Genomic DNA, 14,804 nt, shown 5'->3' with positions numbered 1-14,804 from the left:
TTCTGTGGTTTTGCGGTGGTGAGAGCGTTGGGGAAACGCCCGGTCCCTTTCCGAACCCGGAAGCTAAGCCCGATTGCGCTGATGGTACTGCATGCGGGAGTGTGTGGGAGAGTAGGTCACCGCCGCAATTAATTTAATATCTGATGGTCTTCTGGCTTGTAGCCACCCCGTGTGTGGGTGTGCTCGCCAGGGGGCCATCAGTGCATTCACGGGCGGATAGAATCAAGGGGTGGCGTCTATGGAACCTGCGCGGAAACCGCTGCTCACCGAACGGGTAATGGATCACGTCCGGACCTCCGTCGTCGACGGCTCCATGGTCCCGGATCACATGTACAGCTTCTATCAGCTCTCCGAAGACCTGGGCATCTCCCGCACTCCGGTGCGCGATGCTCTGCTGCGACTGCAGGACGCCGGCCTGGTCGTGATCAAGAAGAATCGTGGGTTCCTCATCAAGCGCACCCGCCCGGAGGATGTGGCGGAGATCTTCGGTATCAGAATCGCCTTGGAAGTGCCGGCTGCGCGCCGGGCGGCACTGTGGCGCGCAGACGAATTCACCCAGGTCGCGGACGAACTCCGTGCCGGCATGGTGGCTGCGGCCGAACTGGACGACGAGAAGCTCTTCTTCGCCTACGATCAACGGCTGCACGGGCTGATCCTGGACACGGCTCTGATGGGCCGCGGGCGTACCGTCATCGACAATCTACGGACCAATACCCGGCTGTTGGGCGCATCCACAGCCGGCGATGCCCGAGACTATTCGAGCATCCTGACCGAACACGACCCGATCATCGGGGCGGTCGTGGCGGGGGACCCGGCAGGAGCAGGGGAGGCCATGCGGGCTCATCTTGAGACCACTGCGGTGCTCCTGATCGAACAGGCACTGCACCGCGCCGGTGAGGACGGCGACCCGCAGGGCCTCTGGGCGGCACTGGGCACGGGCTTCATCGCCGGCTAGAACGCACCCGGAACCGCATCCGGCCCGGATAAGCCCATCAGCTCTGGGGCCCCAGGGCCCTGCGCAGTACCTGGGCCAGGTGCATTCCCTGTTTATCCTGATGCTCGGTGCCGGCGACTCCCTCGCGGATCTGGGTCCGGCAGGAATAACCGTCGGCCAGGACCATCGAACTCGACTCCAATTCGCGGACGCGCGGCAGCAGCTCGCGTTCGCCCAGCTCACGTGACATGTCCGCGTGGCCGGGTTCGAATCCCCAATTGCCCGCCAGTCCGCAGCAGCCGGTCTGGATCTCCGCCTCGTCGACGCCCAGGGCGTTGAGGACCTCGGCGGTCCCACCGTGGGCCCGGCGGGAGCGTTCATGGCAGTGCACCTGCGATAGCGCGGGAACGGGCAGTTCACCGAACGGCCAGGAATCCTTTCCGACGTGCTCGGCGACGACCTCGCCCAGGGTGCGGATCTGCCCGGCCAAGCGGGCTGACCGAGGATCGTCGGGCAGCAGTTCGGGAGCTTCCTCGGCCAGCATCGAGGCGCAGGAGGGTTCGAGCACGACCACCGGTGTGCGCCCGTCGACCAGATCGCCCAGCCGGTCGTAGGTCTGCGTGATGACCCGCTGTGCCTGCGTCAGCTGCCCGGTGGAGTGCCACGTTAAGCCACAGCACACGAAGCCCTGCGGCACGATCACCTCATAGCCCAGCGCGGTGAGGACCGTGTACGCATCCTGCGCGACCCCGGCCTCCAGATGATTGGTGAAACTGTCGGGCCACAGGACGATCCGTGCACTGCCGCTATGCGACGCCGAGGTCCCGGATCGTGTGCCGCGGCCGGCCGGCTGGGGCCTGGCGGCGCGCCGGCCGGCCCGCTTCGCCCAGGATTGGAAACTGCGCGGGGCGAACCTCACCATGGAGCGGCTGGCGTCCACGCCGCCCAGCTTCATGACGGTCCACTCGATTGGGCGCACCGACATGGCGGCACTCACGAGTGAGGCCAGGCCGGGGATCTTGTGCAGGATGTTCGACGTCCACGGCAGCCAGCCCATCGAGTAGTGCGACATGGGGCGCATCCGCCCGGAGAAGTGCTGGTTGAGGAACTCCGACTTGTAGGTGGACATGTCGACGTTGACCGGGCATTCGCTGGCGCAGGCGTGGCAGGACAGGCACAGGTCGAGCGCGTCCTTGACCTGCTCGGACTTCACCCCGTCGGGGTAGGTCTCGCCGCGGAACAGTTCGGACAGGACCCTGGCGCGTCCCCGGGTCGAATGGACCTCGTCGTGGGTGATCTGGAAGGACGGACACATGGCCCCGTCCATGGAACGGCAGGAGCCAACACCGACACAGCGGTTGACCGCATTGACGATCGACCCCTGATCGCGGCTCAGCGCGTGCAGCGGGATGAACTCCCGAGTACGCCCGCCCGGGCCCGGCCGGATGCCCTGGGTGACGGGTTCGGGATCGACCAGCACGCCCGGGTTGAGGGAGCCATCCGGGTCGAACATCGCCTTGAAGCCGGCGAACAGGGCCAGCATGTCGGCGGAGTACATGGCCGGCAGCAGGGCGGAGCGGGCCCTGCCGTCGCCGTGCTCACCCGACAGGGAGCCGCCCAGCCGGCCGATCGTAGCGGCGGCATCGTGCATGAAGGCGTTGAAGACCTCGACGCCGGCGGGCGTTCCCAGATCGAAGGAAATGCGGATGTGCACGCAGCCCTCGCCGAAGTGGCCGAAGGGGATGCCGCGCAGGCTGTGCGTGTCGAGCAGCCGGTAGAGTTCGCGCAGGTAGTCGGCGAGGTTCTCCGGGGGAACCGCGGAGTCCTCCCAGTTCGGCCAGGCGGCACCGCCATCGGGCAGGCGGGTGACCAGTCCGGCGGCGGATTCACGGATCTTCCACAGGGCGCGCATCTCGGTCGGGTCGGTCACGATGGTGGAGGCGACGATGCCGGAGTCCCCGCCGGAGAACCGGGCGACCAGGTCCCGGGCCCGGCGGTCGGCCTCGGCTGCGGTGACACCGGTGGTCTCGCAGTAGAGCCAGCCACCGGCAGGGCGGTCACCGCCGGGGACCTCGGCGGTGCCGCCTGGCAGGATGTCGCCGGCGTGCTCGCCCTGGCTGATCTTGAGCACATCGAGCAGATCCCCGCCCATGCCCTCGGACGTGGCCACGCCCGGGGCCCTGGTCTGGGGAGCCGCCGCGGCGGCGTCGAATACGGTGGGGAAGGCCAGCACGGCCAGGGCCTTGGCCGCGGGCACCTCGACCAACCGGACCACGGCCTCGACGATGATGCCCAGGGTGCCCTCGGACCCGGCGAAGGCCTTGGCCACATCGAAGCCGTTCTCCGGCAGCAGGTAGTGCAGGCCGTAGCCGGAGACCTGCCGGGGGAAGCGTCCAAGTTCGGTGCGCAGCAGGGCCAGGTTCGCATCGACCAGGGCGTGCAGTTCGGCGTCCAGGTCCGGGTCCGTGGTCCCGCCCTTGAACAGGGTGACGGGTCTGCCGTCGGGTCGCAGCACGGTCAGTTCGACGACGTTCTGCGCAGCGGTGCCCCAGGCCAGGGAGTGCGAGCCGCAGGCGTTGTTCGCGATCATCCCGCCGACCGTCGCCCGATTGTGGGTGGACGGGTCGGGCCCGTAGGTCAGGCCGAATTCCGCTGCGGCCTCGCGCAGGTCGTCGCACACGATGCCCGGTTGGATGCGGGCGGTGCGCGCCTGCGGGTTGATCTCGATGACCCGGTTGAAGTTGCGGGAGAGGTCGATGATGAGTCCATCGCCAATGGCATTTCCCGCCACCGAGGTTCCGCCCCCGCGCACGGTCACCGGCCAGTTCTGTTCACCGGCGTAGGCCACGGCCTCGCGGATATCCGCCATCGAGTCCGGTTCGAAGACGGCCCTGGGCCGGCGCCGGAAGATCGAGGCGTCTGAGACGTAGGCGCCGAGGGTCATCTCATCGTTGCGGAACCGCTGGGCCACGTCGAGCGTGGTAGTCAAATCACAACCTGCTTTCCAATAGGATTCGTGCGGCCCAGCGGCCGTTTACCACTCTGGGGGTCCGGATTATTCCGGGCTCACCGCGGTGGTGGGCTCCTTGCCTTCGAGCACATCGCGGACGATCTGCGCTGCCATCACGTAGTTTGCGTGTGCCGCCTTCTTGCTGATGCCCAGCATGTGCGGGGTCAGGACGGTGTTCGGATGCTGGTACAGGCCGTGGTCGGCCGGCGGTTCGGACTCGAAGACGTCCAGGCCGACACCGGCCAGATGGCCCGACTCGAGCGCGGCCAGGGCCGCGTCCTCGTCGATCAGGCCGCCACGGCTGACGTTGAGCAGGATCGCTCCCGGCTTCATCGCCTGCAGTGCCGTGGCATCGATGATATTGCGGGTCGACTCCAACAGCGGCAGGTGCAGCGAGACGATATCGGACTGCGCGTAGATCGTCTCCAGGCTCGCGTCGAGTTCGGCCGGGACCTCGGCCACGGGATCGTAGGCCAGGACCTTCATATCGAAGACCTCCGCCATCTGGGCGACCAGCCTGCCGATCCGCCCGAAGCCGATGATGCCCAGGGTCGCGCCGTCCAGGTCGCCCATCGGGATCGTGGTGCGCTCATCCCAGCGGCCCTCGCGGACCAGCGCGGTGAACGGCGCCAGGTTCTTCACCAGGTGCAGCATATGGGCGAAGGCGCCCTCGGCCACGGCCCTGGTGTTGCTGCCGGGGGTAATGCACACGGGAATGCCGTGTGCGGTGGCGGCGGCCACGTCGATGTTGTTGTAGCCGACTCCGTTGCGGGCCATGACCTGCAGCGCCGGCAGCTGTGCGATCGCCGCCTCGTCGATCTGGGCCGAGGCGCGCACGATGGCGCCCTGGGCGCCGGCCAGGTCGGCCGGCCCCGGATTGGGCTCGAAGCGGATGCCGGAGCCCAGAGTGGGTTCGACCTCGGCCGGCGGGACGGGGCCCAGGCCGATGACGAGGGGGCGGTTGTCCGGAGCGGAATCGGTAGCGTTCACGGGTATGCCTTTCAAATGGTGGGGTCCGCCGGCGACCGGGTGCAGCCGCCGGCGGAAATGGGGCCTGTCAGTGGACGGCCGGTCTACGGATAGACGACCATGCCGATGAAGACCGCTGCGATGATCAGGATGAAGGCCAGCGGCAGGCCGATCTTGACGTAGTCGGTGTACCTCATCCCGGCGACCATGGTCTGGGTCATACACGGGGTGCCGACCGGAGTGAAGATCGCGATGGAGCAGGCGATGGTCAGGATGACGGCCCAGCTGGTGGGATTCTGTCCCAGGGAGCCGGCCACCGACATGGAGATCGGGACGAACATCGCGGTCAGCGCGGTGTTGGAGGCGAAGCTGGTCAGGATCATGGCGACGACGCTGAGGACCAGCAGCACAAGCCACGGACCTGCGGTTTTGCCCAGGGTGCCGGAGACCCAGTCGGCGATGAGCTGGCCGCCGCCGGACTTCGTCAGACCGCCGCCGAAGGCCTGCGCGGCGCTGAGGATGATGATGGTGTTCCAGTCGATCGACTTGAGAGCATCCGGCAGTGGCAGGCAGCGGGTCAGGACCATGACGACCGCGCCGATCATGGCGACGATCGCGATGTCCGCGCCCATTGCGAAGGCCACGATGATGACGACCAGCGCGAGTGCGGAGAACGGCATCCGCCAGTTGACGCCCTTGGTCGGCTTATCGTCGGACGGCTTGTCCTCACCCATCGCGGAGAAGGTGCTGGGGATGGGGCTGGTCAGCACCTTGCTGCCGATGTTGTAGCCGATGGTGGACATGTAGAGCACCGTGATCGCGACCAGGGGAGCGCCCACCGCGGTCAGGGTGAACAGGTGCATCGGCGTAGCGCCCTCGGTCTCCTGCAGGATGCCCTGCGTGACGACCTGCGAGGACGAACCGGCCAGGGTGGCCAGGCCGCCGATGGCGGCGCCGATCCCGGCGGACAGCACGAGCAACTGGACGTTCATCTTGCGCGTCGACCGCGCCGCCAGGACCGCGATGAGCGGCAGGAAGATCGCGATGACGGCGCTGTTGGACAGGAATGCGGACAGGAAGGACGTCACCAGGGTGATGGCCGCGACCAGCAGGCGGGGGCGTTTTTCGATCCCGCTCTTCTGGAACCAGCCGACGACGATGTCGATGGCGCCGGTATTGAATAGTGCACTGCCGACGATCATCATGGCGGCCACGAAGATGGTGACCTGACTGCCGAAGGGCGCGTAGACGTCCTTGACGTCGAGGGCGCCGATCGCCCACATGAGCAGGGATGCGCCGACAGCGGTGATGGCGATCGGGATTTTTTCAAAGACGAAGAGGATCATCGCGGCGGCGACGATCAGGACTCCGAGAATGGCCTGAATTTCCATTCGCTAGTGTCTCCTTTGACCAGAAGCGGATTCTGTGTGGATTCGAAGGGGTGGGGCCGCCTGCCCGGGATCGCCCGGGCAGGCGCCGCTCGCTGAGCGGGGAGGGGATCAGCCGCGTGCGGACAGTTCGCCGTCCACGCGCCGGGGCACGTGCAGGGGATTGTCCTCGCGCAGTTGCTCCGGCAGCAGCCGGTCGGGGAAGCCCTGGTAGGCCACGGGCCGCAGGAACCTCTCGATGGCCGCGGTGCCCACCGATGTCGTGGTCACCGCGGTGGTCGCCGGGTAGGGTCCGCCGTGCTGCTGGGCATAGGTGACCGACAGTCCGGTGGACCACTGGTTCCACAACACGCGCCCGGCGATCCGGGACAGGACGGCGACGAGTTCGGTGACCTCGTCATCGTCGGTGCCCTGGATGGACGAGGTGAGCTGTCCGGCGAAGGTCGCGGCCAGTTCGACGAGTTCGCTCTCATCGTCGTATTCCACGATCAGCGAGGCCGGCCCGAAGCACTCCTCCTGGAGCGTCGCGGGATCGGCCAGCACCGCGGCGGAGTCCGTGTGCAGCAGCGTGGGTGTGGGCGGGTCGGCGTAGGCGTCGGCGTCCTGGTGCAGGACCCGGACATCGGCGTGATTCTGCAGCGCGGTCAGGGCGGCGACGTAGCCGTCCTGGATTCGGCCGTTGAGCAGCGCGGCCGCCGGCGGATAGGACTTCGTGCGCAGCAGTTCGACGATCGTCGATTCCCGCGGGACGATGAGCATCCCCGGCTTCGTGCACAGCTGCCCGGCGCTGCCGGTGAAGGATCCGATGAACCCGTCGACGATCTCCTCGGCCCGTTCCCCGGCGGCCGCCTTGGTGACGAAGACCGGATTGTCACTGCCCAGCTCACCGTAGAACGGGATGGGCTCGGGCCGGGAGACGGCGATATCGAACAGCGCCCGGCCGCCGGGGATGGAACCGGTGAAGGCACCGGCTTTGATCCGCGGATCCTGCAGCACGGTAACACCGGCCTGGGTGCCGTAGACCACCGATAGAAGCCCCGCCGGCGCCCCCTGCCCGGCGATCGCCTCGGCGGCGATCTCACCGGTCAGGGCGGACAGCTCCGGATGTCCTGAGTGCGCCTTGACGATGACGGGATTGCCCGCGGCCAGGGCCGAGGCGGTATCCCCGCCTGCGACCGAGAAGGCGAACGGGAAGTTGCTGGCCGAGAACACGGCGACCGGTCCCAGCGGGATCAGCGTGCGCCGGACGTCGGGCCGCGGGGCACCCATCGGCCAGTCCGCGTCGGCGTGGTCGATGCGCGCGTCGAAGAAGCCGCCCTCGCGCAGGACCTCGCCGAAGATGCGCAGCTGGAAGGTGGTGCGCTTGAGCTCACCGGATAGACGGTCCGTGGTGAGATTGGTTTCGGCCACGGCGACGGGAATCAACCTGTCCGCCGCGGCGTCGAGGGCATCGGCGATGGCCTCGAGGACCTCGGCGCGGCGAGCCGGGGCGTATGCGCCCCAGACGGTCGCGGCGTCCTGGGCCAGGTCGAGGGTCTGTGCGATCTCCGCTGCAGTACTGGGAACGACGCTCACGGGACCAGCACCTCGATCAGGCGCAGGCCGGAGGCAGTACCCAGTTCGTTCAGTGCGGTGCGGAACTCCTCGGGAGTGCGCACCTGGGTCGACTGTGCGCCGTAGGCCAGTGCCAGCTGGGCGAAATCGGGGTTGTGCAGATCGGTGCCGCTGACCCTGCCGGGGAATTCGCGGTCCTGATGGGCGCGGATGGTGCCGTAGCGGCTGTTGTTGACCACGACGACCAGCAGATCGGCGTTCTCACCGGCTGCGGTGGCCAGTTCCTGGCCGGTCATCATGAAGCAGCCGTCGCCGGCGAAGGTCGCGACCGTGCGGTTCGGGTACTGGATCGCCGCGGCGACACCGGCGGGAATGCCGTAACCCATTGAGCCGCTCTGCGTGGCCAGCTGTGCGGGATAGGTGGTGAAGGAACGGTGGCGCTGGGCCCAGGCGGTGTAGTTGCCGGCGCCGCACGTCATGATCGTGTCCTCGGGCATGACCTCGTTGAACACGGCCATGAAGTCGCGCGCAACCGCATCGTCGTCGTTCAGCGGCTGGTAGTTCCGGCGCACATCCGCGGTCAGCGTGAGCCAGGCGGCGCGGTCGCCGGCCGGCTCGACGCGGGCCGGGAGGGCCGCGAGGAATTCCTCAGGGGACACCGGCAGGGCGATGTCGGCGGCGTAGACACGCCCCAGCGCGTTGCCGTCGGAGTAGACGTGGACGATGGTGGCGGCCGGACGCGGCGGCGTGAGGAGCGAGAAATCGCCCATGGTCTGGGCATCCGGTCGCGAGCCGAGGAAGATGACGAGGTCCGCCTGTTCGACCACGGCGGGCAGACCCGGAGTGGTGTTCAGACCCAGGGTTCCGATATAGGCCGCAGACCGGTTGTCGATGACGTCCTGGCAGCGCAGGGCCGTGGCCACGGGAATCTGCGAGGCCTCGGCGAAGGAGGCCAGGGCGGTCCTGGTGGTTTCATTCCAGTTGTTGCGCCCGGCGACGATCACGGGGCGCTCGGCTGCGGCAAGGGCCGCGATGACGCGCTCGACGTCGGCGGGGGCGGGGATCGGGCGGCTGACCGCTGCGGTCCTGACCACCGGCGCCGAGGTCTCGGTCATCAGCATGTCCTCGGGCAGGACGACGACCACGGGGCCGGGCTCGCCCGCGGTGGTCGCGGCGATGGCACGGGACATCTGTTCGGGGACGCGGTTCGGATCGTGGATTTCGACGACTTCCTTGGCGATGGTGCCGAACATCGCGGCGTAGTCGATTTCCTGGAAGGCGCGGCGCTCGCGGTTGTGCTCGGGGACCTGGCCCACCAGCAGGAGCATGGGGCTGGCGTCCTGGGAGGCGACGTGTACGCCGATGCTGGCATTGGTGGCGCCGGGGCCGCGGGTGACCAGGCAGGCGGCGGGCCGGCCCGTGGCACGGCCGTAGGCGGCGGCCATCATCGAGGCGCCGCCCTCCTGCCGGGCCGTGACGAGGCGGATCTCGTCGGCGTGTTCGTACATTCCGTCCAACACGGCCAGGTAGCTCTCGCCGGGGACCGCATAGGCGGTGTCGACGCCGTACTCGACGAGTTGTTCGACGACGGCGTGGCCGGCGAGGCGGGGTGCGTCATGGGCGGTTTGCGTGCGAGATGTCATAGCTCATTCCCTCATTGGTGTAGCCGTACTTTCTTGTGGCCGCCCCTCCGCGCTGCTCACCGATTCGTCGTCGTCCCTGTGAATCGTCGGGTGGGGAACCGACGAAGCAAGAGTAGCATGCTACTGAGCGTGACAGTGATCCGCTCGACATCCGGCGTGGTCCGTCCACCGAGACCGGGGCTTCCAGGCGGCAAGCGAACCGGCGAGCCGGGAGTCGCCTCGGTAGGCTGGCCGCATGGCCGTCAACGACACCGCCCATGCATCCGTTACCGACCCGACCCTGCTCGAAGCCGAGGCTGTCGCGACCGCGTTTCACGTGAAACGCGATGCTGGCCTGTCGGGTGATCGAGCCGCCGCATTGCTGGCCGAACACGGCCCCAATGAACTCAGATCGGCCGGCCGAACGCCCCTGATCAAACGGATTCTGGCGCAGCTGAAGGACCCCCTGGTCATCCTCCTGCTCATTGCCGCGGTCATCTCGGTGGGGGCCTGGGCGCTCGAGGGCGCTCACGGTGCGCCGATCGAGGCGCTGGTCGTGGTCCTCGTGGTCGTGTTCAACGTGGTCATCGGCCTTGTCCAGGAATCCAAGGCGGCGGATGCCGTCGCGGCCCTGGCCTCGATGACCGAGGCCCGCGCGACCGTGCTGCGCGACGGCCGGCGTCAGACCATTCCCGGTCACGATGTGGTGCCGGGCGATGTGTTGTGCCTGGCCGAGGGCGACCAGGTGGCCGCTGATGCCCGACTGTTCTACGCCTCGGCGCTGCGGGTTGCCGAGGCCGCTCTGACCGGCGAATCCGCGCCGGTGGAGAAGTCCACCGCCGTCCTGGTCGAACCCGCTGATCTGGGTGACCGGACGAATATGGTCTTCCGCGGCACCGGGGTGTCCAGCGGTACCGGGCTGGCAATCGTCACCGCCATTGGGATGGACACCGAAATGGGTCATGTGGCCGGCCTGCTCGACCAGACGGAACAGACCGAATCCCCGCTGACCGGCGAGATCAACCACGTCAGTGGGCTACTGGGTCGGATCGTCGTCATTATCGCTATCGTCATCATGCTCACGATCGCGATCGTGCAGACCCCGCATTCGGCGACTGACTGGGTGACGATCCTGCTGCTGGGCGTGTCCCTGGCCGTGGCCGCGGTGCCCGAGGGCCTGCCCGCCATCCTGTCGGTTGTCCTGGCGCTGGGTGTGCAGCGGATGGCCAAGCGCAATGCCGTGGTGAAGAACCTGAACTCGGCGGAGACCCTGGGCAGCGCCTCGGTTATCTGCACCGATAAGACGGGCACGCTAACGCAGAACGCGATGACGATCGCCCGGGTCGTCACGGCCTCGGGTGCCACGGAGTTCACCGGGGTGGGCTACGACCCTGCGGGCGAGGCCATTGCGACGCCCGCTGGGCCGGCCGGTTCCGCTGGTGTGTCCGGCTCGGCCGGTTCCGTCGGCGCTCCGGGCGCGAGTGGTTCAGAGGGGACCGTGGGCGAGGCCGGAGCTGCCCGGGCTCTGCGCGAGGCGGCCCTGGCGGTGGGCGCGGGCGCCCTGGCCAATGACTCCCAATTGGTTCACACGGCCGCCGGCTGGGACATCACCGGTGACCCCACCGATGCGGCCTTCCTGGTGGCCGCGCACAAGGTGCCGCAACTGCGGGCGGCCGCCCGTGAGAGTGCATCCGGCCTGCCCGCCACCCGACTCGACGACATCCCATTCTCCTCCGAGCGCAAGATGATGACGACCCTGCACCATGTGGACGAGGCCGTCGGCCAGGTGGTGGCCACCAAGGGGCAGGGCGGAGCCGCCGCCGGTGGACCCGGTGCCGTGGCGGGCGCGGCCAGTGATACGGGAGCTGGCGACAACCCGCTGCTGCACTGGCTGTCAGGGCGCCGCGTCATCCTGTCCAAGGGCGCCCCGGACGTGCTGCTGGACCGGTGCACCGCCGAGCAGGTCGGCGATGATGCGGTGGTGCTGGACAAGGCCAGGCGCCGCGAGCTCCTGGCCGGGATCGAGGCCCTGTCCGCCCAGGGCTACCGCGCGATCGGCGTGGCTGCCAAACCTGCTGCGGTTGCGCCTGCGAGTAACCCGGCCGGCACCTCGGCTGCGAGAAAATCAGCCGGCGGGGACCTCGGCCACGGCGCCGGAACGGTCTCCGAACTGACCGAGGCCGACGAATCCGACCTGTGCTATCTGGGCACCGTCGCGATCATCGACCCACCGCGGCCCGAGGTCCGCGACGCGATCGAGCAGGCCCACCGGGCCGGCATCCGGGTCGTCATGATCACCGGCGACCACCCGGCCACGGCCAGGGCGATCGGCTCTCAGCTGGGCATCGTCGCCCCCGATGCGCCGGCCCTGACCGGCCGGGAACTCGATGCCCTGGACGATGCCGGCTGGGCCCAGGCTGTCGAGGACGTGTCCGTCTACGCCCGCGTCGCGCCCGAACACAAGCTCAAGATCGTCTCCGCCCTGCAGGCCCAGGGCCAGATCGTCGCGATGACCGGCGACGGGGTGAACGACGCGCCCGCGCTCAAGGCCGCCGACATCGGCGTGGCAATGGGCATCACCGGCACCGAGGTGTCGAAGGAGGCCGCCCGGATGGTGTTGGCCGATGACAACTTCGCGACCATCGTGCGCGCGGTGCACGAGGGCAGGACGATCTTCGACAACATCAAGAAGTTCCTGCGCTACCTGCTGTGCGCCAATATGGGCGAGGTGCTGGGCATGTTCTTCGGCGTCGTGCTGATGGGCGTGATCGGCCTGACCGCCGCCGCCGAGGAAACCGGCGCGGCCCTGGCGGTGCCGCTGCTGGCCACGCAGATCCTGTGGCTCAACCTGGTCACAGACACGCTGCCGGCCCTGGCCGTGGGCGTGGACCCCGAGCTCGACGACGTGATGGGCCGGCCCCCGCGCAAGCGGAGTGAGCGCGTGATCGACAGGAACATGTGGGTCGCGATCTTCACCACCGGATTCACCATGGCCTTTGGCCTGCTGCTGGTGATGGACCTGTGCCTGCCGGGCGGCCTGATCCCGGCCATCGGGCCCTTCGGCGTGGACGGCCTGGACGAGGCGCGCACCACCGCCTTCACCACCCTGGTGCTGGCCAATCTGTTCTCCGTGTTCAACGCCCGCTCCGGGGTGGGCAGCGCCTTCCACGGCCTGTTCCACAACCGGCTGCTGTGGGGCGCGATCGCGATCAGCGTGCTGCTGCAGATCGCGGTGGTCTACGTGCCGTTCCTGCAGGTGGCCTTCGGCACCGCCGGGATGTCCGTGGCCGACTGGGTCGTGGCGACCCTGGGCGCCTCCCTGGTGCTGTGGGCCGAGGAACTGCGCAAGATCTGGGTGCGGGCGCGTTCCGCGGTAAAGTGATCCGGACGACATCTGCAAAGGAGCAAAATGGACATTTCGACCCTGTTCTCACTGGAGGGCCGCTGCGCCCTCATCACCGGCGGTTCGCGTGGCATCGGCAAGATGATCGCCGAGGGCTTCGTGCGCGCCGGGGTGCGGGTCTACATCACCGCGCGCAAGGCCGAGGCCTGTGATGCGACAGCCGCCGAACTGTCCGAACTGGGCACCTGCGTTTCGATCCCCGGGGACATCTCGACCACGGCCGGCCGCGCCGAGGTCGTGGCGAAGTTCCGCGAACACGAATCGGCCCTCGACATCCTGGTCAACAATGCCGGTGCCGCCTGGGGCGCGCCCTTCGACGAGTTCCCCGAATCCGGCTGGGACAAGGTCATGGACCTCAACGTCAAGGCCCTGTTCTTCCTGATCCAGGATCTCGCGCCCGAACTGCGCGCCGTGGGCCGGGCCGGGGACCACCTGGCAAAGGTCATCAACATCGGCTCGATCGACGGGATGAGCATCAACCCGGTGGACAATTACAGCTACGTCGCGGCCAAGGCCGGCGTCATCCACCTGACGAAGAAACTGGCGCTGAACCTGATCGACGACGGCATCGTGGTCAACGGGATCGCGCCGGGCGCCTTCCCCTCGAGCATGAACAGGGAAGCCCGCGATCAGTCCGAGGCCGTGGCCCAGGGCATTCCCTCCGGGCGGATCGGCACGCCCGAGGACATGGCCGGGGTCGCGATCTACCTGGCTTCGCGCGCCGGCGACTATGTGGTGGGTACGACCGTCGCGGTGGACGGCGGAGTCACCTGGGCCCGGTGAGGGGCGTCCTGGACATCTGAGCGCATAGACACCATCCTGGCGCGGAAACTACTTGTTGTAGCAGGTGGTTTCCGCGCCAGGTTGGTGTTTGCGGGCATGCGCTTAAGCGAAGCTGCACTCCACGGTGCCCAGACCCGTGAAGTCCGCGCTCAGGGCCTCTCCGGGTTTCACCGGCACCGGCGCACAGCAGGTGCCGGTGGTGACGAACTGGCCGGCGTGCAGGGGATGGCCCAGGGCGGACAGCTCGTTGACCAGCCAGCGGAGGGCCTCGACCGGGTCGCCCATGACGTTCTCGCCGATCCCGTAGGAGACCCGGGGCTCGCCGGGCTGTGCTGACTCGGTGTCGGCCGGTGTGGCCTGAGCGCCGGCCGCGTCCTCGCCCCGCCCGGCGGCCACGCCGCTCACGGTGACGGTGACGCGGGTCTGCGGCAGGACCTCGGGCTCCCAGCCTGCGGGCACGACCGGCCCCAGGACGAACTCGCCGGTACACGCATTGTCGGCGATGAGGCCCAGCTCCCCGACCGTGGCGGGGTCGACGAACCGGCTGCTGGGCAGCTCGATCCCCAGGCGCAGCTCGCCGATCGCCGCGAGCACTTCCTCACGCGTGTACTCCTCAGGCCGTGCCGCCAGGTCCTGGGCGAAGACGAAGACGAACTCCAGTTCCGCCAGCCACATGGCGTTGTTGCCCAGATCGACGGTCTCGCCATCGCCGTAGACCTCTGAGGTCAGCAGGCGCCCGCCGAGGGGGCCGGGGACGTTGATGTGCCGCTGCCCGTCGAGGCTGGTCGCCGCGATCTTCCACCCTGCGGTGTCCTCGGCCCGTACCTGGGCGATCAGCACCTGGGCCGCATAGGCGTCCGCCTTGTCCCCGGGCTTGGCCTCCGTGGGCAGGGCGTCCAACTTATCGCCGGCGGTGCGGGCGCGCACGAGCAGGCCGGCTGCGGCCTCGGCCCGGGAGTTCGGCGATTCGCCGCCTCCCAGCGGCGCTGCGGCGGAGTCTGTGACGGGTGTGTGCGACATGGTGGACGACCTCTTCTTTGGAGCCTTCTTTGGAGCCGGATGCGCGTGGTGCGGAATGTGCCGCGGCGTGCGATGCTGGTCCAAGCCTCTCGCAGCCGCGGGGGCCAGGCGAATATGGAAC

The 14,804-nt window shown here is 68.3% G+C and carries 9 protein-coding genes and 1 rRNA gene; 4 read left to right on the top strand and 6 right to left on the bottom strand.

Going from position 1 to position 14,804, the window contains the following annotated elements:
• Window positions 1-11 precede the first annotated feature (11 nt).
• Window positions 12-128, top strand: a 5S ribosomal RNA gene (rrf, locus tag NQ034_RS14585).
• 110 nt (window positions 129-238) lie between these two features.
• Window positions 239-955, top strand: coding sequence for a GntR family transcriptional regulator (locus tag NQ034_RS14580; RefSeq protein ID WP_257049731.1), 717 nt, complete (start codon window positions 239-241; stop codon window positions 953-955).
• A 37-nt stretch (window positions 956-992) separates the two neighbouring features.
• Here NQ034_RS14580 and NQ034_RS14575 read toward each other — a convergent pair whose 3' ends face one another.
• From NQ034_RS14575 to NQ034_RS14555, 5 genes are all read right to left on the bottom strand, one after another.
• Entirely contained in the window at window positions 993-3,923 is a 2,931-nt protein-coding gene (locus tag NQ034_RS14575) for an FAD-binding and (Fe-S)-binding domain-containing protein (RefSeq protein ID WP_257049730.1), read from the bottom strand.
• A gap of 66 nt (window positions 3,924-3,989) precedes the next feature.
• Window positions 3,990-4,934 (bottom strand): hydroxyacid dehydrogenase, encoded by a 945-nt coding sequence (locus tag NQ034_RS14570; protein ID WP_257049729.1) that lies wholly within the window; start codon window positions 4,932-4,934, stop codon window positions 3,990-3,992.
• 83 nt (window positions 4,935-5,017) lie between these two features.
• Complete coding sequence (locus tag NQ034_RS14565) at window positions 5,018-6,304, bottom strand: SLC13 family permease (RefSeq protein ID WP_257049728.1); 1,287 nt, start codon at window positions 6,302-6,304, stop codon at window positions 5,018-5,020.
• Between the two features lie 108 nt (window positions 6,305-6,412).
• Window positions 6,413-7,876, bottom strand: a complete 1,464-nt coding sequence (locus NQ034_RS14560; protein ID WP_257049727.1) for an aldehyde dehydrogenase (NADP(+)) — start codon at window positions 7,874-7,876, stop codon at window positions 6,413-6,415.
• Window positions 7,873-9,498, bottom strand: coding sequence for a thiamine pyrophosphate-dependent enzyme (locus NQ034_RS14555; RefSeq protein ID WP_257049726.1), 1,626 nt, complete (start codon window positions 9,496-9,498; stop codon window positions 7,873-7,875). Before NQ034_RS14555 ends, NQ034_RS14560 begins: the two co-directional genes overlap by 4 nt.
• Before the next feature lie 235 nt (window positions 9,499-9,733).
• On the opposite strand from NQ034_RS14555, the gene NQ034_RS14550 reads away from it, so the two are divergent.
• Both NQ034_RS14550 and NQ034_RS14545 read left to right on the top strand, forming a co-directional pair.
• The gene (locus NQ034_RS14550) at window positions 9,734-12,859 is read left to right on the top strand and encodes an HAD-IC family P-type ATPase (RefSeq protein ID WP_257049725.1); all 3,126 of its coding nucleotides are present in this window, start codon (window positions 9,734-9,736) and stop codon (window positions 12,857-12,859) included.
• Window positions 12,860-12,886: 27 nt separating this feature from the next.
• Window positions 12,887-13,663, top strand: a complete 777-nt coding sequence (locus tag NQ034_RS14545) for an SDR family oxidoreductase (protein ID WP_257049724.1) — start codon at window positions 12,887-12,889, stop codon at window positions 13,661-13,663.
• A 102-nt stretch (window positions 13,664-13,765) separates the two neighbouring features.
• Here the strand turns inward: NQ034_RS14545 and NQ034_RS14540 are convergent, their stop codons facing one another.
• Window positions 13,766-14,683, bottom strand: a complete 918-nt coding sequence (locus tag NQ034_RS14540) for a 2-keto-4-pentenoate hydratase (protein WP_257049723.1) — start codon at window positions 14,681-14,683, stop codon at window positions 13,766-13,768.
• Between the last annotated feature and the right edge of the window lie 121 nt (window positions 14,684-14,804).

Source organism: Brevibacterium moorei (assembly GCF_024580735.1).
Taxonomy (GTDB): Bacteria; Actinomycetota; Actinomycetes; order Actinomycetales; family Brevibacteriaceae; genus Brevibacterium; species Brevibacterium moorei.
This window is presented reverse-complemented; position numbering and strand designations above follow the sequence as displayed.

Excerpts from the sequence above, each read along its gene's own strand:
- NQ034_RS14580 (WP_257049731.1), top strand. The coding sequence starts at position 239 with ATGGAACCTGCGCGGAAACCGCTGCTCACCGAACGGGTAATGGATCAC.
- NQ034_RS14565 (WP_257049728.1), bottom strand. The coding sequence starts at position 6,304 with ATGGAAATTCAGGCCATTCTCGGAGTCCTGATCGTCGCCGCCGCGATG.
- NQ034_RS14555 (WP_257049726.1), bottom strand. The coding sequence starts at position 9,498 with ATGACATCTCGCACGCAAACCGCCCATGACGCACCCCGCCTCGCCGGC.
- NQ034_RS14550 (WP_257049725.1), top strand. The coding sequence starts at position 9,734 with ATGGCCGTCAACGACACCGCCCATGCATCCGTTACCGACCCGACCCTG.
- NQ034_RS14545 (WP_257049724.1), top strand. The coding sequence starts at position 12,887 with ATGGACATTTCGACCCTGTTCTCACTGGAGGGCCGCTGCGCCCTCATC.
- NQ034_RS14540 (WP_257049723.1), bottom strand. The coding sequence starts at position 14,683 with ATGTCGCACACACCCGTCACAGACTCCGCCGCAGCGCCGCTGGGAGGC.